This is a genomic window from Kushneria phyllosphaerae, assembly GCF_900312995.1.
Taxonomy (GTDB): domain Bacteria; phylum Pseudomonadota; class Gammaproteobacteria; order Pseudomonadales; family Halomonadaceae; genus Kushneria; species Kushneria phyllosphaerae.
Genome location: NZ_ONZI01000004.1, coordinates 68,851 through 85,208, shown reverse-complemented (window position 1 = coordinate 85,208; position 16,358 = coordinate 68,851). Strand labels below are relative to the sequence as shown.

At 55.5% G+C, this 16,358-nt stretch carries 15 protein-coding genes and 4 tRNA genes; 7 read left to right on the top strand and 12 right to left on the bottom strand.

What is annotated here, in order from left to right; translation table 11 throughout:
• Positions 1-69: 69 nt before the first annotated feature.
• Positions 70-669, bottom strand: a complete 600-nt coding sequence (locus KSP9073_RS13480) for a hypothetical protein (protein ID WP_108843503.1) — start codon at positions 667-669, stop codon at positions 70-72.
• A 237-nt stretch (positions 670-906) separates the two neighbouring features.
• Between KSP9073_RS13480 and KSP9073_RS13475 the strand changes: the two genes are divergently transcribed.
• The 6 genes from KSP9073_RS13475 to KSP9073_RS13450 all read left to right on the top strand — a co-directional run bounded on the left by KSP9073_RS13475 (position 907) and on the right by KSP9073_RS13450 (position 4,844).
• Positions 907-1,407, top strand: coding sequence for a hypothetical protein (locus KSP9073_RS13475; RefSeq protein WP_108843502.1), 501 nt, complete (start codon positions 907-909; stop codon positions 1,405-1,407).
• A gap of 71 nt (positions 1,408-1,478) precedes the next feature.
• On the top strand, positions 1,479-2,096 hold the full coding sequence (locus KSP9073_RS13470) for a CBS domain-containing protein (RefSeq protein WP_108843501.1): 618 nt from the start codon (positions 1,479-1,481) through the stop codon (positions 2,094-2,096).
• 246 nt (positions 2,097-2,342) lie between these two features.
• On the top strand, positions 2,343-3,041 hold the full coding sequence (queC, locus tag KSP9073_RS13465; RefSeq protein ID WP_108843500.1) for a 7-cyano-7-deazaguanine synthase QueC: 699 nt from the start codon (positions 2,343-2,345) through the stop codon (positions 3,039-3,041).
• A gap of 2 nt (positions 3,042-3,043) precedes the next feature.
• A complete protein-coding gene (gene queE, locus KSP9073_RS13460; RefSeq protein WP_108843499.1) occupies positions 3,044-3,688 on the top strand; it encodes a 7-carboxy-7-deazaguanine synthase in 645 nt (214 codons plus the stop codon).
• Entirely contained in the window at positions 3,688-4,536 is an 849-nt protein-coding gene (locus tag KSP9073_RS13455) for a 6-pyruvoyl trahydropterin synthase family protein (RefSeq protein WP_108843498.1), read from the top strand. The genes queE and KSP9073_RS13455 overlap by 1 nt, the downstream gene beginning before the upstream one ends.
• Complete coding sequence (locus tag KSP9073_RS13450; RefSeq protein WP_243409253.1) at positions 4,533-4,844, top strand: YkgJ family cysteine cluster protein; 312 nt, start codon at positions 4,533-4,535, stop codon at positions 4,842-4,844. Before KSP9073_RS13455 ends, KSP9073_RS13450 begins: the two co-directional genes overlap by 4 nt.
• 54 nt (positions 4,845-4,898) lie before the next feature.
• Here the strand turns inward: KSP9073_RS13450 and KSP9073_RS13445 are convergent, their stop codons facing one another.
• The 11 genes from KSP9073_RS13445 to KSP9073_RS13395 all read right to left on the bottom strand — a co-directional run bounded on the left by KSP9073_RS13445 (position 4,899) and on the right by KSP9073_RS13395 (position 15,238).
• Positions 4,899-5,903, bottom strand: coding sequence for an NADP-dependent oxidoreductase (locus tag KSP9073_RS13445; RefSeq protein WP_243409252.1), 1,005 nt, complete (start codon positions 5,901-5,903; stop codon positions 4,899-4,901).
• Positions 5,904-6,013: 110 nt separating this feature from the next.
• The gene (locus KSP9073_RS13440; protein WP_108843495.1) at positions 6,014-7,852 is read right to left on the bottom strand and encodes a SurA N-terminal domain-containing protein; all 1,839 of its coding nucleotides are present in this window, start codon (positions 7,850-7,852) and stop codon (positions 6,014-6,016) included.
• A gap of 213 nt (positions 7,853-8,065) precedes the next feature.
• Complete coding sequence (hupB, locus tag KSP9073_RS13435) at positions 8,066-8,338, bottom strand: nucleoid-associated protein HU-beta (RefSeq protein WP_086622767.1); 273 nt, start codon at positions 8,336-8,338, stop codon at positions 8,066-8,068.
• A gap of 173 nt (positions 8,339-8,511) precedes the next feature.
• The gene (gene lon, locus KSP9073_RS13430; protein ID WP_108843494.1) at positions 8,512-10,929 is read right to left on the bottom strand and encodes an endopeptidase La; all 2,418 of its coding nucleotides are present in this window, start codon (positions 10,927-10,929) and stop codon (positions 8,512-8,514) included.
• Positions 10,930-11,084: 155 nt separating this feature from the next.
• Positions 11,085-12,374 (bottom strand): ATP-dependent Clp protease ATP-binding subunit ClpX, encoded by a 1,290-nt coding sequence (gene clpX / locus KSP9073_RS13425; protein WP_086622765.1) that lies wholly within the window; start codon positions 12,372-12,374, stop codon positions 11,085-11,087.
• 66 nt (positions 12,375-12,440) lie between these two features.
• Entirely contained in the window at positions 12,441-13,061 is a 621-nt protein-coding gene (gene clpP, locus KSP9073_RS13420) for an ATP-dependent Clp endopeptidase proteolytic subunit ClpP (protein ID WP_108843493.1), read from the bottom strand.
• A 91-nt stretch (positions 13,062-13,152) separates the two neighbouring features.
• Positions 13,153-14,499: a trigger factor gene (gene tig / locus KSP9073_RS13415; RefSeq protein ID WP_108843492.1), complete on the bottom strand. Its 1,347-nt coding sequence runs from the start codon at positions 14,497-14,499 to the stop codon at positions 13,153-13,155.
• A gap of 281 nt (positions 14,500-14,780) precedes the next feature.
• Positions 14,781-14,855 (bottom strand) — tRNA-His (locus tag KSP9073_RS13410).
• 45 nt (positions 14,856-14,900) lie between these two features.
• Positions 14,901-14,975 (bottom strand) — tRNA-His (locus KSP9073_RS13405).
• A 44-nt stretch (positions 14,976-15,019) separates the two neighbouring features.
• Positions 15,020-15,096, bottom strand: a tRNA-Arg gene (locus KSP9073_RS13400).
• Positions 15,097-15,161: 65 nt separating this feature from the next.
• Positions 15,162-15,238 (bottom strand) — tRNA-Pro (locus KSP9073_RS13395).
• Between the two features lie 208 nt (positions 15,239-15,446).
• On the opposite strand from KSP9073_RS13395, the gene folD reads away from it, so the two are divergent.
• Entirely contained in the window at positions 15,447-16,304 is an 858-nt protein-coding gene (gene folD / locus KSP9073_RS13390; protein ID WP_108843491.1) for a bifunctional methylenetetrahydrofolate dehydrogenase/methenyltetrahydrofolate cyclohydrolase FolD, read from the top strand.
• Positions 16,305-16,358 lie beyond the last annotated feature (54 nt).

The window sequence follows — 16,358 nt, the reverse complement described above, 5'->3', positions numbered from 1 at the left end:
GCATATAAAAAGGGCCTCTTCTTTGGGAAGAGGCCCTTTTTTCAAGGGAGATTGCCCCGGACATCAGGTTCAGGGCTGTGGCTGCCAGCCGGTCGGGTCTTCGCCCGGCGTATTACTGGCGGCCTTTTCCAGACAGGACTGCATTTGATCGGCAACCGCTTCAAACCCCTGGCTTGCCTGAAGGGGTGCGGCGCTGGTCCAGGCCCCAATCGGGGCAAACTGATTATCCTGCCCGGTGCTCGCTTCACCGAGACGGTCGAAATAATAATAGTTGGCTTCCGGCAGACGCTGAATTTCCAAACGATAGGCCAGATCACGCCCCTCGTAGTGCGTGACGCCAGTAACGCCCGACACTTCATTGTTGCCATCATCGGACATGCCATTAAAGGCCATCTCATCACTCTGGTCTGTCAACTGACGCAGCTTTCCGGCTGCCAGAGTGACCTGACGCTGCTCAACGCTTGCATTCAGACACTGCTCAAGCTGCATGGGCGTCACTTGTGTGTAAGGCCTGCGTACCGCGAAGGACCCCAGGTAGTTGCCATCCGCTCCCTGCACGGGATGAATCTCCCGGCTCTCGGAGACCTGATCATCCACGATATATTGCCCGGAGACGCACCCTGTCATCAGGGTCAGCGCGGCCACACCCATCCATGTCTTTGTCATCATCTTGGTTTGCTTCCCACGAGTGTCAGTCTGTCAGATCCTGTGATTGTAACGGATGGCGGGCCGGTCTGCCCGATACGCGATTGCGGCAATGGCCCTGCGGCGGGGACAAGTGATCACTGATGGTGCATCATTCGATTTCAGCGCCGTGACAGGCCATATTGTACTGGACGGGCTGGCGAGAAACGCTGTGTATCGGCAAGATAGCCCCCGACACTATTATTGGCTGCGACAACAGGGATGGATGTGACTTCAATCTTAGAGGAATACCGGCACTGGCAGCGTTTTTCCAGACAGGAAAGACTGGATCAGGAACATCGCGGTGCCGTGCAAAAGCTTGCAAAGTCAGGCGCCATGGCAACACGGATGGCGGCCTCTTACAAAAGCATGGCCGAGCGGGCCGCCGCTGAAGGTGCCTGCTACCGTACGCTGTTCAGCCGCCGTCAGGACAACGGTGAAGAACTGGCCTGCGAAGGCTGGCTTTTTGTACGTCGTGTCATCTCGGAAGGTGGCACTACCCGAGTTAGGGCTTCCCTGCTTGAAACCTTTACGCTGGAACACGGGCCCATCACTCCGGGGTCAAGGCCGGCCACCGCGGTGACGCTGGATATTTTTGATGAGCTGCTGGTCAAAAACACCATGCAACTGGGCTGTCGGGTCGATCGCAGCGATGATGATCGCGATACCCGTTTCATTACCTTTGTCGATGCAGTCCGGGGCGATTTAAAGGCCCATCTGTAATCTAGCCATACCCGGTTTCGGTCTTTCATGTTTGAGTAAAATGCCTGACAAGGCTTGCACAGGAGACGCTCATGAACACTACCCCTACTCCCTACAGTCCTCTACCTCTCAAGGAAATGGACAGCGTCACCAGCATCTGTCGCCCGGGCCACCATACGGCCTCTGCCTCGCTGAACATGGACAGCTCAGCGCTGGCGCTGTTGACAGACTTCCAGCAGGTCCGTGCCTTCACCGTTTCGTCTGAAAGCGGCGTTGATGAAGCCCTGCAGACAATGAAGCAAAACAACATTCACATGCTGCTGGTGCTCAACGATCAGGGCGAATTTACCGGTGTGATCAGTGCACGCATCCTGTTTGGCGGCAGTGCCGTGACGCGCGCCATGCAGGAGCGTGGTATTGCCAGGGCAGATGTGACGGTCGACATGATCAAGCTGGCACGTGAAGACATGCACTCCATCGACTACGAGCGCATTGAACGCGCCACGCTGGGCGATCTGGTGCAGACCCTGAAGACGTCAGGAGATCGTCATGTGCTGGTGACCGATCATGATGAACATGGCGGCCTTCGTATCCGCGGCGTGATTTCTGCCCGCGAAGTCAGTAACGCATTGGGGGTTAATCTGGATCATCCGCCCGAAGCCCACAGCTTCTCGGCCATTCGCTCGGTCGTACTGGGGCATGATCTTTAAATGCCCTTCAAACACAGGGTCGAAAAGCGACCCTGTGTTTACTGACGGCGCCTGCCCGCCCTTTTCTTGATCAACGCCACTTCCTCCAATATTTTGTCCATCCTTTTCTTGTATAGATAATACTTTAAAGATAACGGTATAAAATATATTGCTGACACACTCCCGGTTTGGCGTTAGAATGCCGCCCCTCATTCGCCCGGACCGGATCCCGGGCGTCGATTCCCATCGGCAAAGAAATTCTCCGTCATGACATTACAGAACGCATCACGCGCCGTCGTTATCTATTCCGGCGGCATGGACTCCTACACCGTTTTACATCGCGCTCTGCGCGAGGGGTATGACGTTCACGCCCTCTCCTTCCATTATGGTCAGCGCCATGCGCGCGAACTCGATGTTGCAAGTCAGGTTTGTCAGACCCTGGGCGTTGCGCATCAGGTCGTGGATATACGCGCCATTCATGGACTTATCGGTGCTTCGGCCCTGACCGATGCCAGCCAGCCCATGCCACGGGCCGATTACGCCGAAGACAACATGAAGGCGACCGTTGTTCCCAACCGCAACATGATCCTGCTGTCTCTGGCCATCGGTCATGCCGTTAATCTGGAAGCAGAGATCTGCTATTACGGCGCACACGGGGGCGATCACGCCATCTACCCTGACTGTCGCCCCGAGTTTGTCGCGCGCATGAACGATGTTGCAGCGATTGCCAACTATACGCCCGTTGAAATACGTGCCCCCTATCTGCATGCCAGCAAGGACGACATCCTTGCCGAAGGGCTGCAGATGGGCCTTGATTATGCCCATACATGGACCTGCTATCTGGGCGAGGCGCTTGCCTGTGGCGAATGTGGCAGCTGTCGCGAGCGTCTTCAGGCCTTTGCATCACAAGGCATTAAAGACCCGCTGCCCTATCGCAGCCAGACCAGCCGCACGCGGGAGGTGTAGCCATGTACAGTGTCAAGGAAGCGTTTTACACCCTGCAGGGTGAAGGCGGTCAGGCCGGCCGTGCCTCGGTGTTCTGTCGTTTCACCGGCTGTAACCTGTGGTCCGGGCGCGAGAAGGACCGTGCCAGCAGTATCTGCCGCTTTTGTGATACCGATTTTATCGGCACCGATGGCCAGAACGGTGGGCGCTTTCGAACGGCTTCTGACCTGGCAGACCATATTGCGGCCCTGTGGCCCCAGAGTGACGATCACGCGCGCCCCTACGTGGTTTTTACCGGCGGGGAACCCCTGCTCCAGCTGGACAGTGCCCTGATTGAGGTCATCCACGAGCGTGGTTTTGAAATCGCGGTGGAAACCAACGGCACGCTGCCGGCACCGGAAGGCATCGACTGGCTTTGCGTCAGTCCCAAGGGGCGCGCCGAACTCAAACAGTTGTCCGGCAATGAGCTCAAGCTCGTTTATCCGCAGGCCGATGCGCTCCCCGAGCGCTTCAGGGCACTCGAGTTTGACCACTTCTTTCTGCAGCCCATGGACCTTGCCCCTCGCGGTGAGACAGGCAATACCATGGCCGACACGGTGGCGTATTGCATGACCAACCCCCAGTGGCGCCTCTCCCTGCAGACACACAAGATTGCAGGTATTGATTGATGATTCTTTTCGTAAATGCGCTCAGCGCGCTGGATGTGTCCATCTGGTGTCCGCAACGAGGCCTGGTCGGCGCCAGCTACCATATCGATGTTGAGCTGGAAGGGTCGCTGGGTGAAGACGGCATGCTGTTTGACTTCGGCGATGTCAAACCCTGGATCAAGTCACGTATCGACAGCACCATGGACCATACCCTGCTGGTGCCTACCAAGGCACATGACATCACGGTCATTGAATGCAATGAGGGGCTTCGCCTGCAGACCCGTCATCCGTGGCCCATGGAGCTACGGGCGCCACGCCAGGCCTACACCCTGCTGCCCTGGCAACAGATCACCCCGGAACGACTGGGGGACCATCTGTCCGCGGAGCTTTCCCGGCGCCCGCCGGCGCAGGTCGAAAAAATACGCGTGACGCTTCGGGAAGAGCCCCATGAGGCCGGCGGCTACACGTACAGTCACGGCCTTCGACGTCACAAGGGCAACTGCCAGCGCATTGCGCATGGTCATCGCTCCCGTCTGGCCATCTGGCATAACGGGCAGCGCAGCGAAGCGCTCGAAACACAGTGGTCACAGCGTCTTGAAGATATTTACCTGATTGATCGGGCCGATCTGATGGATACAGACAACGATATGTATCATGTCGGATATGAATCGGCACAGGGGCGTTTTGCGATACGGCTGCCACAGGAACGGGCCGAAATCTTGCCGACTCCCACCACGGTCGAACAGATTGCCCACTGGATGGCAAAGGAGATCGCCTCACTGCATGGTGGCAGTGTTCGAGTGCAGGCTTTTGAAGGGATCGACAAGGGCGCCGTGGCCACCGCACATGGTGCTCGGGACCCGGCATGAGCATGAGTGATGGACCACATGGTGTGATCGCGACAAGCCAGCAAAGCGGGTGCCGCCCGGGCTGCGGCGCCTGCTGCATTGCGCCCTCCATCAGCTCTGCAATACCCGGCATGCCGCAGGGCAAACCGGCAGGCATTCGCTGCATCCAGCTTGATGATGACAATCTTTGCCGTCTTTTTGGTGATGCTCGCCGACCGAAGGTCTGTCACGACTTCAGTTATGACCGCGAGCTTTGTGGCCACACCCGAAATGAGGCGCTTCACCATATTGCGCTGCTTGAAGCAGGCAGCACGCCGTCAAACAACTGAACCCGCACATGGCGGGTTCAGTCATGGCATCAAATGCCCGCAAGTAGCCAGAGATCAGTCCAGCTTGACCAGCATTTTGCCCTGATTGCTGCCTTCAAACAGGGCCAGGAAAGCATCCGGAGTTCGCTCCAGCCCTTCTTCCACGGTTTCGCGATATTCGATGCTGCCATCGGCCACCAGCGGACCCACCTGCTTGTAGAACTCCTGTTCGTGTCCCTTGATCCATTCATAGACAATAAAGCCCTGCATGCGCAGACGTTTGGTCAGCACGGCGGCAATATTGGCCGGCCCCGCAGAGGGCGCCGATTCGTTATAGCGTGAAATCATGCCGCACACCGCTATGCGACCGAAATCATTCATGACATCCAGAGCTGCCTCAAGCATGGGGCCGCCCACGTTTTCGTAATAGACATCGACACCCTGCGGTGCGGCTTCCTTCAGGGCCTTTTTGATATCATCAGCACTCTGGTGATGATCGACGGCCTTGATACCGCGCGCCTCGAGCCACTCACGCTTTTCCTGGCTGCCGGCACTGCCAATGACCGTGCACCCTTTCTGATGCGCCAGCTGTGCTGCCAGCGAGCCCACAGCGCCGCTGGCGGCCGAAATCAATACGGTGTCAGAGGACTTGAGTTCGGCAACAAGGGTCAATCCGGCCCAGGCCGTCATCCCCGGCATACCCAAAACGCCCAGAAAGGCCTGCGGCGGTACATCGATGTCCGGCAGCGGCTGCACCTGATCGCCATCAAGCTGCGCCACATCGCGCCAGCCGCCCATATGAATAACCCGATCGCCTTTCTTGAGCGTGTGGTGACGTGATTCGATTACCTCGCCGAATGCCCCACCCTGCATGGGTTTATTCAGCTCAAAGGGCTCAATGTACGTTTTGGAACCACTCATGCGACCGCGCATGTAAGGGTCCACGGAAAGCCAGTGATTACGAACACGCACTTCCCCTTCCTGTAGCTCGGGCAGTTCCTGTGTTTCAAGCTGAAAAAGGGACCGCTCGGGCAGACCCTCGGGATACTCACTGATCGTAAAATAGCGTGACTGGGTCATAAAACACTCCTGCATGCCCTGAGAGGGGGTGCCAACAATAAGATGAATAAATCACAAGATATAAAAAAAGGCGCAACACGAGTTGCGCCCTGAGAAAGATAGCAGACTATTTAATTTGTCGAGATATCGGCATGGTTACGAATTGCATCTGTCATGACGCTGATCGTTTGTCCTGCCTGGGCATTCCAGAGGCCATCCGACATGGCTGAAACCTGATCGTCGCTGACATCGTCGTCCACATGATCAATGGCAAAAATCACCTGCTTCTCATCTGTGGCGGCGTGACCATATCCTGGCTGACCATCATGCGGCTGAGGCATGCCGAAAGCTGCATTGACCAGATCGGCAGAGAGATCCCCCTTTCCGTCACGCGTCATGCCACTGACCTTTTTCCACTCAAGTCCTTTGGGAGTGTCTCCACGACGAAGGGCCACCAGCATTTTTTCAGCCTGGTCAGCAAGTGCCTGACGACGTTTTTCCTGAAGTGCCGAGCCCCTGACCTGGTCACGGACCTCATCCAGCGCCAGCGTGGTGGCCGGACGATGTTCGGTGACACGCAACACCACGCGGCGATCCTGACCCAGCTCTACAGGCTCGCTGTTGTAGCCATTGTTGAGAACGTCATCGGTAAAGGCGGCATCCATGACACCAGCTTCACCCAGCACGGCATTGTCATCCTCGAACTCATCATCCCGTGACACCCAATCGGTGTGCTTCAGCGGCAGCTTCAGACGGTCGGCCACTCCCTTGAGGTCGTCGGCCGAAAAGCTTTCGTCACTGAGCTGCTGGGCAAGCTGCTGGAAGCGCTCGTCATGCTGCTCCTGTCGAACCTCTTTGGTGAGCTCATCGCGCATGTCATCAAAGCTTTCGATCGCGATGTCATCAACCCGGATGATATGAAAGACACCGTCGCTTTCCACGCCCTGAGATACCTCACCCGGTGCCATGGAGGCAACGGCCTCATCAAAGGGTTGGCCAAAGATACCTTCACTGACGGCGCCCATTCGGCCGCCCTTGTCGGCACTGGACGGGTCGTCGGAGTACTGTTTCGCGAGATCGGCAAAGTTATCACCCTTTTGCAGACGCGCTTCAATCTCGTCAACACGCTGCCGAGCTTCCTCACGAGTGCGCTGATTACCGAAGGTCACCACGATGTCTGAAACCTCGCGTGGCGCCGTGGCACGATGTTGCTCATAGCGCTGGCGCAGCTGCTGCTCATCAACGGGCTGATCATTCTCGGGCATCTGGCGACGATCGAGCACAACGTATTCAAGCTTGACCTCTTCAGGACGCTGATAGGCTTCCTTGTGGGCATCGTACCAGGTCTGCACTTCATCATCGCTGACGTTGACCGGCTGCTCCAGCGCGCTGTCATCCAGCGTGGCATAACGAAAATCGCGTTTTTGATAGCGAAGCTTCGCCAGATGCCTGGTTTCCGAAGGCAGCAGGAAAGTCCCTGTAATCAGGCCATTTTGAAGCTGCTGGGTCAGCATGTCTTCCTGAAGCTGTCGACGAAACTCTTCAGGGGTATAACCGGCGCTATTCAGCCTTCGCTGAAAGAGCTCGGCAGAAAAGTGTCCGCTGCTGTCCTGAAACTCCTGCCGATTAACCAGAAGCTGATCGACCTGCTGATCTGAAAAGCTCATGCCACCCTCTCGGGCATACTGCTCGATGGCTGTACGAGTAATCAGGGAATCCAGAATGGCTCGGCGCGCTTCATTTTGCTGTTCAGGCGGTACGCGCCCTGAGCGTACGGCGCGCTGAACCTCGGTATCGAGCGTCTGACGGCTGATTTTCTCACCATTGACAGAAGCAGCTTCGTCACGCTGGCTACCATTGAAATAGCTCAGTAACGACTCTGCGCCAAATAGCGTGAATGTCAGCGCGATCAGAGCCACGATTACTCTGGCGATCCAGCCCTGTGCCCGATCTCTGATCTTTTGCAGCATGCAGCAGGCCCTTGAAATTGATGGATGATGGAGGGGTGTGGCGAAGGATTATAACGACACATGACGCAAACCGACACGCCATAAGCCGGGATCTGACTGAAGTCACTCTCAGTCCGGACCTGCCCATAAAAAAACGCATCGTTTTCACGATGCGTTTATTTCATACAGGGAAGGCATTTAAAAACAAGCCTTCCATTGCAGCTAACACCGCTATCAGTTGACAGCGTCCTTCAGCGCCTTGCCGGCCTTGAAGCTGGGCACGTTGGCAGCGCTGATTTCAATGGTCTTGCCAGTCTGCGGGTTGCGACCAGTACGTGCAGCCCGCTCCTTGATGCTGAATGTTCCGAAACCTACCAGTGCCACGGAATCACCCTGCTTAAGGCTATCGGTAACGGAATCGATCATGGCATCTAAAGCCCGACCGGCCGCTGCCTTGGGAATATCTGCAGAAGCAGCAATAGCCTCAATCAGCTCGGATTTATTCACTCTTCACCCCTTGACTATAACAATCGTTGCTAGGATTAAGCGCGGCAATCGAACAGCATACGCAATCATAACGAGCCGCATTTTATATCAACGACCATAAATACCGTCAAGCAATGTTGGCAACAAAGCCCGTCATTTCAGGCTTTGCTGGCCAACATTTATCAAAAATAACTCTAATGAGTATTTACAGACGCTTGAGAAGTATTTTTCTCTTCTACCCGTGTCTCTTCAAAATCGTCATCGCCCTTTTGTACCAGAGCAACTTCAAGGACTTCATCGATCCAGCGCATGGGTCGAATATCAAGTGCATCCTTGATGGCATCAGGGACTTCCTTGAGATCGCGGCGATTTTCTTCAGGTATCAGAGCAATCTTTATACCACTGCGCCGGGCGGCCAGCAATTTCTCCTTGAGGCCTCCTATCGGCATGACTTCACCGCGCAGATTGACCTCACCTGTCATGGCAACATCGGCGCGCACGGCCCGATTGGTATAGGCAGACACCATCGCCGTGACCATGGCGATACCGGCACTCGGACCATCCTTGGGCGTGGCCCCTTCCGGCACGTGGATATGAAGGTCTTCCTTCTCAAACCGTTCGGGGTCGATTTCAAACTGGGCAGCTCGCGAGCGCACGACCGTATGCGCAGCGCTGACCGACTCCTTCATGACATCACCCAGGGAGCCTGTCTTGTTGACACGCCCCTTGCCCGGGGTAACCACCGACTCAATGTTGAGAATCTCGCCACCCACGGAGGTCCATGCCAGACCGGTCACTCGACCCACCTGAGGGGCCTGATCAGCCAGACCGTAGCTAAAGCGCCTCACACCAGCATAGCGCTCGATGTCGTCGGCTTCCAGGTGCTGAGCATCCCCCTGGCCAACCTTCGAAACCTCGTTACCGATGCGCTCGCGCAGTACCTTGCGCGCCACCTTGGCAATCTGGCGCTCAAGCTCACGAACACCCGCTTCACGAGTGTAGTAACGAATAAGTTCAAGCAGTGCTTCATCTGTCAGCACCAGCTCGTCCTTTTTCAGACCGTTGGCCTTGAGCTGCTTCGGAGCCAGATAACGTCTGGCGATGCCCAGTTTTTCGTCTTCTGTATACCCGGGAATACGAATGACTTCCATGCGGTCCAGAAGCGGGCCGGGGATATTCATCGAATTCGCGGTACAGATAAACATGACATCAGAGAGATCGTAATCCAGCTCCAGATAATGGTCGCTGAACTTGTCGTTCTGCTCGGGATCCAGCACCTCAAGCAGCGCCGAGGAAGGATCACCGCGGTGGTCCATACCCACCTTGTCGATCTCATCCAGCAGGAAAAGCGGATTACGAACACCGGTCTTGCTCATGCGCTGCAATACCTTGCCGGGCATGGAGCCAATATAGGTGCGTCGATGACCGCGAATCTCGGATTCATCACGAACGCCGCCCAGTGCCAGTCTCGTGTATTTGCGATTGGTCGCCCGGGCAATGGACTGACCCAGCGATGTCTTGCCAACGCCGGGAGGACCGACCAGACACAGTACCGGCCCCTTCAGCTTGCGCACACGCTTTTGCACGGCGAGATAGTCAAGAATGCGCTCCTTGACCTCTTCCAGCCCATAGTGATCTTCTTCCAGCACCTGTTCGGCATGAGCAATATCATGGCGAACGCGAGTCCGCTTTTTCCAGGGAACTGCCAGAATCCAGTCAAGGTAGGAACGCACCACCGTGGCTTCGGCAGACGCCGGCGCCATCATCTTGAGCTTGTTGAGCTCCTGACGGGCCTTCTCTTCGGCCTCGGCCGACATACCGGATTCGGCGATTTTCTGCTCGTACTGATCCGCCTCGTTGGGCGTATTCTCAAGCTCACCCATTTCCTTCTGGATGGCTTTCATCTGCTCATTGAGATAGTACTCGCGCTGGGATTTCTCCATCTGCTCCTTGACCCTGGAGCGGATACGCTTTTCTACCTGCAATAGATCAATCTCGGACTCGATCAGCGTCATCAGATGCTCAACGCGATCACGAACCTTGTCCATCTCGAGCAAGGACTGCTTGTCGCCAATCTCAAGAGACAGATGAGCACTAATGGTGTCAACCAGCCGGCTGGCATCCTCGATGCCCTGAAGCGAACTCAGCACCTCGTTGGGCACCTTGCGAGAAAGCTTCACATATTGCTCAAACTGATCAAGCAGCACGCGTACCAGAGATTCCTGCTCGCGCTCATTGAGAGGCTCGCTTTCTCTCAGGGTAACGCTGGCAACCGGATAGCCATTTTCTTCATCGCCATCATCGATATCCGTGATGTCAGCACGAGAGCTGCCTTCGATAAGCACCTTCACGGTACCATCGGGCAGACGCAGCAGCTGCATCACACTGGCAATGGTGCCGATGTCGAAAAGATCTTCAACTTCGGGATTATCCTGACCGGCGTCACGCTGAGCGACCAGCAATACCTGCTTGTCCGACTCCATTGCCGCTTCGAGGGCACGAATCGATTTCTCGCGACCCACGAACAGCGGTATGACCATCTGCGGGTAAACAACAACGTCTCGCAGCGGCAACAGGGGTATGTTTAACGTCTGTGCGGGGTTACGCTCCATCGCAGACAACCTCGAATCTTGTGTGTGGGCCGCACGAAGCGACTTTGATGGCATCAATATGGGGATGACGGCAGGAATTACAACCGCTTACCGGGCAGGAGTCTGACATGACTGGGGGGCCATGTCGGCCCCCCGGTCAAGCATCATCTTGCGGACTATCGATCGTCGCCAACGACCAGCTTGCTTTCCTGCTGGTTGGCATAGATCAGCAACGGTTTGCTGTCGCCATTGATGACAGTCTCATCGATGACCACCTTGACAACATTCTCGGCGGAGGGGATTTCATACATGGTATCCAGCAGTACAGATTCCAGTATTGAACGAAGCCCACGAGCGCCCGCTCTTCTTACCATGGCCTTGTTGGCCACGGCCTTGAGCGCATCCTCACGGAAATCAAGCTCCACGCCTTCCATTTCGAAAAGACGAACGTACTGACGAATGAGGGAGTTCTTGGGCTCGGTGAGAATCTGAATCAGCGCCTGCTCGTCAAGCTCATTGAGCGTTGCGATGACCGGCAAGCGGCCAACAAACTCCGGGATAAGCCCGTATTTGACCAGATCCTCAGGCTCAACGCTTGCCAGAATATCGCCAACGCCCTTGTTGGTATCCTTGCTTTTAACCACAGCGTTGAATCCGATACCACCACGCTCGGCACGATCACTGATGACCTTGTCCAGTCCGGCAAAGGCACCGCCAACGATAAACAGTATATTGCCGGTATCAACCTGCAAAAATTCCTGCTGCGGATGCTTGCGCCCACCCTGAGGGGGCACGGAGGCAGTAGTACCCTCAATCAGCTTGAGAAGCGCCTGCTGCACACCTTCACCCGAAACGTCACGTGTGATGGAAGGATTGTCCGACTTGCGTGAAATCTTGTCGATTTCATCAATATAGACAATACCGCGCTGGGCCTTTTCTACATCGTAATCGCACTTTTGCAGGAGTTTCTGGATGATATTTTCAACATCCTCCCCTACATAGCCGGCTTCAGTCAGCGTTGTGGCATCAGCAATGGTAAACGGAACATTCAGCAGGCGAGCCATGGTTTCTGCCAGCAGCGTTTTGCCGCTACCGGTCGGACCGATCAACAGAATATTGCTCTTGCCCAGCTCAACGCGATCATCGCCTTTTTGCTGACCTACCTTTAAACGCTTGTAGTGATTGTAAACGGCAACGGAGAGCACCATCTTGGCGCGGTCCTGACCGATCACATAATCATCAAGCGTGTTGCGAATTTCCCGCGGAGCAGGAAGACGCTCGTCGTCGGAAGACGCTTCGGACTCCACGACCTCTTCGCGAATGATGTCGTTGCATAGATCAACACATTCATCGCAGATGTAAACAGAGGGTCCAGCGATCAGCTTGCGTACTTCATTCTGGTTTTTGCCACAAAATGAACAGTAAAGCAGCTTGCCGCCTTCGTCCTTGCCTTTGCCGTCAGCCATTCGCGTACCTCTTGAAGATGGCGGCGCACTGGCACGCCATCATGGTCAGACTCTGAATCAACGCTATCAGGATACCGGGCGATGTGCCAGCGTTGCGTCGATCAGGCCGTACTCGACAGCCTGCTCGCCGTTCATGAAATTGTCGCGATCGGTATCACGCGCAATCTTGTCGATATCCTGCCCGGTATGATGCGCCAGAATTTCGTTAAGACGCTGCCGAATCGTCAGGATTTCACGCGTATGAATTTCGATATCGCTGGCCTGGCCCTGGAAACCACCCAGCGGCTGGTGAATCATCATTCGTGAATGCGGCAGACAGTAGCGCTTGCCTTCTGCGCCGCCGGCCAGCAGCAATGCACCCATGCTGGCGGCCTGACCGATGCAGACCGTTGAAACATTGGGCTTGATGAACTGCATGGTGTCATAGATTGACATGCCGGCAGTCACTGAACCACCCGGAGAATTGATGTAGAGATGAATATCCTTGTCAGGATTCTCCGACTCCAGAAAGAGCAACTGCGCCACAATCAGGTTGGCACTGTAGTCTTCGACCGGGCCAACAAGAAAAATGACACGTTCCTTGAGCAGACGGGAGTAAATATCGTAGGCCCGCTCGCCACGTGCGTTCTGCTCCACCACCATGGGGACCAGCCCGCCAGCATTGGTAATATCAGACTCGCTTCTCATGTAGCAACCTTACAGTGATGTGGGCCAATGATAGAACCCGGCTTTCGCCGGGTCCTGACTGCCAGCCTGAGTATGGCTGTGACGCCAGATATCAGCCGGCCTGCTCTTCGGTTTCCTCGGCCTCGTCAGCTTCTTGCTGTTGCGCGGCCTGAAGTGCTTCCTGATAGCTCATGGGCGTTTCGACGACATTTGCCTTTTCCAGCAGACTGTCGATGGCCTTGCGTTCCAGCACAGCAGATTTCACCTGATTTTTCATCTGCTCGTTACCCATGTACTGCTCGACAACCTGTTCAGGCTGTTCAAACTGACCGGCCTGCTCTTCGATGAAGGCACGAATTTCGGCATCATCAGCATCCAGTTCGAAGTGGCTGACCACTTCTGCCAGAAGCAGACCCACTTCAACGCGACCACGAGCCTGCTCGGCAAACAGCTCATCAGGCAGCTGAGACACGTCGAAATCATCGCCCAGACCGAACTGCTGTGCGGCCTGACGCTTGAGCCCCTCGACTTCCTGAGAAATGAGAGAGCTGGGTACCGATACTTCGTTGCGTGCCTTGAGGGCATCAATCAACTGCTGACGAACACGGTTGTCGATCGCGTTATCCAGCTCACGCTGCATATTGTTGCGAATCTCGGTACGGAAGCTGTCGCTGTCGCCATCTTCAACACCAAAGCGGGACATGAACTCGCTGTCGATTGCAGGAAGTTCCTGAGCCTGAACCTTGTGCGTTTTGGTCTTGAAACGCGCTTCCTGACCCGCCAGATGTTCGGCCTGGTAATCTTCCGGGAAGGTAACCGTCACTTCCCGCTCGTCTCCAGCCTGAACACCGATCAGCTGCTCTTCAAAGCCGGGGATGAAGCTGTTGGAACCCAGCACCAGCTGATGACCTTCGGCGCTGCCACCTTCAAAGGCTTCTTCACCGAGAAAGCCTTCAAAATCGATGGTCACCTGATCGCCATCGGCTGCCGCACGTTCAACGTCGTTCCACTGGGCATTCTGCTTGCGCAGTGTCTCGATCATCTCGTCGATATCGGCATCGTTAATCTCGGCTTGAGGACGCTCGATCTGCTCGTCTTCAGGCAGCGTCAACTCGATGGAAGGATAAACTTCCAGAGTTGCGACAAATTCAAGGTCCTTGCCCGCTTCATTAACGGTGGCTTCCAGCGAAGGATAGCCCGCCGGGTTAAGCTCGTTTTCGGTGATGGCGCGCACATAATGCTGGCGCATGACTTCATCAACGACTTCATTGCGTACATCACGACCAAAACGCTGGCGAACAACGCTCATGGGGACGTGCCCTGAACGGAAACCATCCAAGCGTACACGACGAGCAGTATCCTTGAGTCGCTCATCGACATTGTTGTCCACTTCTTGAGCCGGGACCTGAACGGTTACGCGACGCTCGATCGGTGAAGTCGTTTCGACTGAAACTTGCATGAATGATCCTCTACCCACTCAGGTGGCGTGTTCGAAATAAAAAACTCAAGGGCGCAGATTTTAAGAACCCCATAAGATGCTGGCAAGCTCGAAGCCTTAATTGGCACCGATTAATACGATTTCAAGGGGAAAATTGGAATTTCTTTACTCACTGTGAAGTCAGTAAGCCACTCCGATTCCCGAACAACCCTTCGACACATGATACGCAAAGCAAAAAGGGCGGCCCCACAGGGCCGCCCTTTTCAATGCAAACACTGACAATCATCAGTGTTTAAAAATAATGGGGTGGATGATGGGTATCGAACCCACGACCACCGGAACCACAATCCGGGGCTCTACCACTGAGCTACACCCACCATTTTAAACACAAACACTGCCAACTCAGCAGTGCTTAAAAATAATGGGGTGGATGATGGGGATCGAACCCACGACCACCGGAACCACAATCCGGGGCTCTACCACTGAGCTACACCCACCATTACCTGCGCTTTTTACCTGCAACACGAGCCATAAAATCAATTGGCGCGCCCAGCAGGAATCGAACCTGCAACCTACGGCTTAGAAGGCCGTTGCTCTATCCGATTGAGCTATGGGCGCATTCTATTGACCGTGGCTTTTGCTGTCAACCTGCGATCCCAAAAACCCTACTGAAATCAAAAGGTTGGTCGGGATAGAGGGATTTGAACCCCCGACATCCTGCTCCCAAAGCAGGCGCGCTACCAGACTGCGCTATATCCCGATACGCCAGCACCTCTGACGAGGCCGCTGCCAATGCGAGGCGCATTTTACCTGATAACCGGACGGGGTCAAGCATAACTTGTCATAGAGTGCTTTCATGGCTTTCGTCGACCCTGCAAAGAACATTCATTGACTGCACCCGGCGGGATGCGACAATTGCAGCACTAATGAGCGAAGCTCGCTTGAATCGTCACCAGGACAGAATATAGATGAGTGCACAGTTGATTGATGGCAAGGCCACGGCACAGAAGGTGCGTGAAAGAGTTACCCAGCAGGTGGCCGAACGGCGCCGGGAAGGTAAAAGAGTGCCTGGCCTGGCTGTGGTACTGGTAGGCGATGACGCAGCATCAGAGGTTTATGTCCGCAACAAGCATCGTGCCTGCGAACAGGCCGGCATCCTGTCATTTCAGCACCAGCTTCCGGCAGAGACCACACAGCATGCACTGGAAGCGCTGATAGATCAGCTCAACGCGGATACCAGCGTGGACGGCATCCTGTTGCAACTGCCCCTGCCCGGTCATCTGGATGCGCGCCCCCTGCTCGAGCGCATTCACCCCCATAAGGACATTGACGGCTTTCACCCCTATAACCTTGGCCGTCTGGCACAGCGCATGCCCACCCTGCGTCCGTGCACCCCGATGGGCGTCATGACACTGCTGAACGAACACCAGCTTGATGTGCGTGGCATGACAGCCACCATTGTTGGTGCCTCCAACATTGTTGGTCGCCCAATGGCACTCGAACTGCTGCTGGCAGGCTGTACCATTACCGTGTGCCATCGCTTCACGCGCAACCTTCAACAACATGTTGAGAGCGCAGAATTGCTGATCGTGGCGGTGGGCAACCCGAACCTGGTCAAGAGTGAATGGATTCGCCCGGGCGCTATCGTGATCGATGTTGGCATCAATCGCACCGCTGACGGCAAACTGACCGGCGATGTGGAATTTGAAGGCGCCAGGGCGCGCGCGTCTCATATCACTCCGGTACCGGGCGGGGTCGGCCCAATGACCGTCGCCTCACTGCTTGAAAATACACTGATGGCTGCCGACCTGCACGACAACAGCTGAGCAAGGCCGACCTTGTTATACCGGCCCATCGGACATTAAAAGGCCCCGCCAATG